Raw genomic sequence first — 378 nt, forward strand, 5'->3', positions numbered from 1 at the left:
AGTCCAACCGTAGGCAGTTTGACGGCAACCTTGAGCCGACAACTGATAAATTCAGAGCGCCGCCATCCCTGCTCTATACGCGATTGCTTCGCCTTAAACTGCCTCGCTGTATAGGGTTCGGCGGTTGCGCTAAACATAGAGGCGCTGTGCATGGTTTTTGTCTAGTAATGTCTGTCTAGTGGCTCTGCTTAAAAAAAGCCACCGGACTATTGATTTGCAAAGGTTCTGAAAGCTTACGGTATGGACGCTTCGAGCTTTGGGCAACCGCTTGGGATATCGCTGAGTGCGTTTTATGCTTTTGGCTTTTGGTGTCCATAGTGATACTATAGCACAATAGCACAAAATTACAATAGCACTGTGGCACTGTAGCAAGAAAGG

This window comes from Kamptonema formosum PCC 6407, from assembly GCF_000332155.1.
Lineage (GTDB): Bacteria > Cyanobacteriota > Cyanobacteriia > Cyanobacteriales > Microcoleaceae > Kamptonema > Kamptonema formosum.